Source organism: Vibrio sp. JPW-9-11-11 (genome assembly GCF_013369335.1).
In the GTDB taxonomy this organism is placed as follows: Bacteria; Pseudomonadota; Gammaproteobacteria; order Enterobacterales; family Vibrionaceae; genus Vibrio.
Map to the genome: position 1 here is coordinate 1 of NZ_SZQJ01000024.1, position 3,102 is coordinate 3,102.

General features: G+C 39.7%; 4 protein-coding genes and 1 pseudogene. 4 read left to right on the forward strand and 1 reads right to left on the reverse strand.

Features of this window, described 5'->3' with window-relative positions:
• The first annotated feature begins 47 nt into the window (after positions 1-47).
• A complete protein-coding gene (locus FCU94_RS15760) occupies positions 48-839 on the forward strand; it encodes a hypothetical protein (protein WP_176289447.1) in 792 nt (263 codons plus the stop codon).
• A 155-nt stretch (positions 840-994) separates the two neighbouring features.
• Entirely contained in the window at positions 995-1,732 is a 738-nt protein-coding gene (locus tag FCU94_RS15765; RefSeq protein ID WP_176289448.1) for a hypothetical protein, read from the forward strand.
• A gap of 216 nt (positions 1,733-1,948) precedes the next feature.
• Here FCU94_RS15765 and FCU94_RS15770 read toward each other — a convergent pair whose 3' ends face one another.
• A complete protein-coding gene (locus FCU94_RS15770; protein WP_176289449.1) occupies positions 1,949-2,110 on the reverse strand; it encodes a hypothetical protein in 162 nt (53 codons plus the stop codon).
• A 337-nt stretch (positions 2,111-2,447) separates the two neighbouring features.
• On the opposite strand from FCU94_RS15770, the gene FCU94_RS15775 reads away from it, so the two are divergent.
• Together FCU94_RS15775 and FCU94_RS19385 are read left to right on the forward strand one after the other, a co-directional pair.
• A complete protein-coding gene (locus tag FCU94_RS15775) occupies positions 2,448-2,834 on the forward strand; it encodes a hypothetical protein (RefSeq protein WP_176289450.1) in 387 nt (128 codons plus the stop codon).
• 145 nt (positions 2,835-2,979) lie between these two features.
• Positions 2,980-3,102: pseudogene (locus FCU94_RS19385) on the forward strand (nuclear transport factor 2 family protein); the annotation flags it as partial.

The following is a 3,102-nucleotide window of genomic DNA, read 5'->3' on the forward strand; positions in this document are numbered from 1 at the left end:
GCGTTTCGGGCTACTTAATTGTGCGTTAGAATTATCTGAGGTATGGAATGCAGCATTTAGCTTTTTTATTTTTTTTATATGTGATTTTATTTGGATATCATGCAAATAAAACTAAAGACGGAAATAGCCTTACTAGAGAAGACTATGAATACCTCTACTTTACACATGTCCTTGCTTACTATTTATATGCAACCATAAATGCATGGTTGGAGAACGCATATCCGACAATTGTTAGCTTGGGTGTAGCTGGTTTCTTAAACCTTATGTTAGTTGAGTATTATTGGAACAAGTATGACAATCTAATCTCCGTAGTAAAAAACTCGCTTACTATGAAAGTCATATACTTGATTGTAGGCTCAGTAACAGTTTCCGGTTCTATTTTGTACTCGGGATTAATGCTAGAAGAAATAACTCTAGCTCCAGCTTCGGCATTGAACAATTATGTTGTGGCTATGTCTTTTATTCTCATAGCTATATTCGGTCCTATGCTTCTAACATTAGCGATTGAAATTGTATTTCCTATAGTTTTCTTTGTGGGGAGCAAACTTTCTGGGAGCACAATAGAAAATAAATCAATTGTCTTTATGTCAGTTATTTTACTAGTGGTGCCACTCATATTTATTGCGTCAATATCGCAATCATCTATGTTAAATGAAAAATTTTTCAGAACTCTCTTGCATGACAATTATCATGAAAATAACAAGGGGATTTGTACTAATGTTCCTAAGGATGCTAGGTATGTTCCTATATCAGCTACTGAAGTTTCAGTTGTAAAGTATAATGCTGAAGATGATAGTTACGATTTTTACTTAGACCACTGCGTTGAACAGGGGGACTGAGCTCAGTGAAGAATAATTCTAACAAATTGCTTAAGAGTGACGGCTAACCTTCGGCATTTCTGGTTTGGTTAAGTTTAGGGGTTACGGTGACTTTGCTAAGGTTTCGTGGTGTTAGCCGCACCTTAGCAAGGCGTTATGCGATTTAAGAGGAAAAAATGGAGTACGAAAAACCGAGAAAGAGAAATCCACTAGGAATTACAATTGAGCAGCATTTCCATACTGCCCATTCAATCGGAAAGTTTTACGACCGTACGGAGAACGTTGAAGTATATGAGAAATCAACTTGTTCGACGTTTCCTCGCAATAAAAGAGCAAAAATATTTTGTACTAAGCGTAATTGGGACGAGCGGGCTGAACGTGGCTACATGGTCGATATTGAACAGGGGTTTCACGATCAAATTGATAATTTGGGCGTCTCATCAGAAAGAGATCATAAAGCTATATCAAAGTATTTTATTTTGTGGCGATTACGCCATCAAGTTCACCTAAATCGCTTACCTAACGCAAAATTAAACGATATCGCAGGTAAGGATCTCACTCAGGAGCAACAAGAAATACTTGAAGTTAAGCATGTTGGTTTCGTTAACTCCGATGGAGAAATCCCCGCGAGGCAGCTAACAGGTCTCCAAATACAGCTTGGTATTTTTCAACAAATGGTTGAGTTCGAAGATACAAAGTGGGGTTTGCTTCAAGCAAATAAAGGTCAGTTTTTGTGTGCGGACAGCTACCATGAGCTTTGCTTAATGCCCATTTCACCTAAATTTGCATTTGCTGCAAACGTGCCAGATAGTATCTTGAATTACTCCGAAGTGGCTGCAATAAACAGGCAGAGCATTGAAAGCGCTAAAAAGTTTTACTTTGCTAAGTCACTCAAGAAGTGCCCAATCGCATAACAAGGCGTTTAAGAGGGATTCTCAACGCTTGGCATTTTCAGTTTGATTCAGCTTTAGTGTTTACGGCACAATGGTTTAGGTTAGGTGGTGGCGTTGTTCACCCCTTAACGCAGCGTTATGTTTACTTGTATTTCAATGGCTTAAAATTCTTCGATCTCTGTTCTTTGTCCCTTTGGCGATTCGTTCGAGTTGTCTCAGCAAATCCGCATTGTCTGCCTAAATTCGTGAACTTCTCAACCCGTAAAACATGTCAATGTTCGCGGGTTGCTTCATTTGCAGGTCGTGGCGGTTGGTTTCAAATTTCACTGGCTCTAAGTCGCTTTGAGCGTATTTGCCAATCAGCATATCGGCTTGGCAGTTGCCTCGGCAATTTGCCATTGTTCTGCGCTTTGGTAGGAAAGAGAGGGCGCTTGTTGAACGTTTGTCGGGTTGCCTCATTGGGCAGGGAAGTGGAATTACGCTCTTGGTGTTTCGTGCGTCTGGCGGCCAAGTGAGTTTGGGCTTGTGATTCACTTCTTGAAATACGTTTAACAACGCAGTTCTTTGCCAAATAAATCAGTCATTTGTGGTAAAACATAACAAACAATTCAAGCAGACCCTCAACGCTCGGCGATTTTGGCTTGCTTCGGGTTTGGTGTTTACGGCGTAATGCGGAAAGTGAGTCAGTGTGTTTCGGGCTACTTAATTGGGCGTTATGTATATTCAGAGGTTTTACATGGAAATAAGCCAAGTTCGTGATGCTGTCAGAAAGCATGCATATAAAAATTACATAATGCTCTTTAAGGGTTTTATTGTAACTTTTGGTGTTTTATTAGCTGGTTGGGGGCAAATGTATCCTCACCTTGACGCTAATACTATTGCGGCAAAAGAAGCAGAACTTTACCTAGAACAGCAATACCAAATGCCGTTTACGGAAGTAGATTGTTTGAGTCAACCAGAGAAAGTAAAAGAATGCCGTATGGCAGCATTTAGAGTTGATCATCATACTCAAGTAAATCGCTTTTTTCTGTTTTTCTTCTCATTGTTGTTTGGCATTTCAATAACTTTACTGCTGATATCTGTTTCAGGTTATTTTCAACATATTAAAAGCAACGTGGATTAAATATACATAACAAAGCATTTAAGAGGGATTCACAACGCTTGGCAGTTTTGATTTGAATTGGCTTTAGTGTTTACGGCACAATGGTTTAGGTTCGGTGGTGGCGTTGTTCACCCCTTAATGCGGCGTTAGGTGCTCGGAGGGAATGATGAGTTCAAAGGAAGTTGTCCTAGCTTTTTGGGATGCAATGAAAACAAATGATTTTTCAAAAGCTAGTGAGTGGCTAAGTTCAGATTTTGAGGGCTTTTGGCCTCAGTCTGGCGAGTTAACA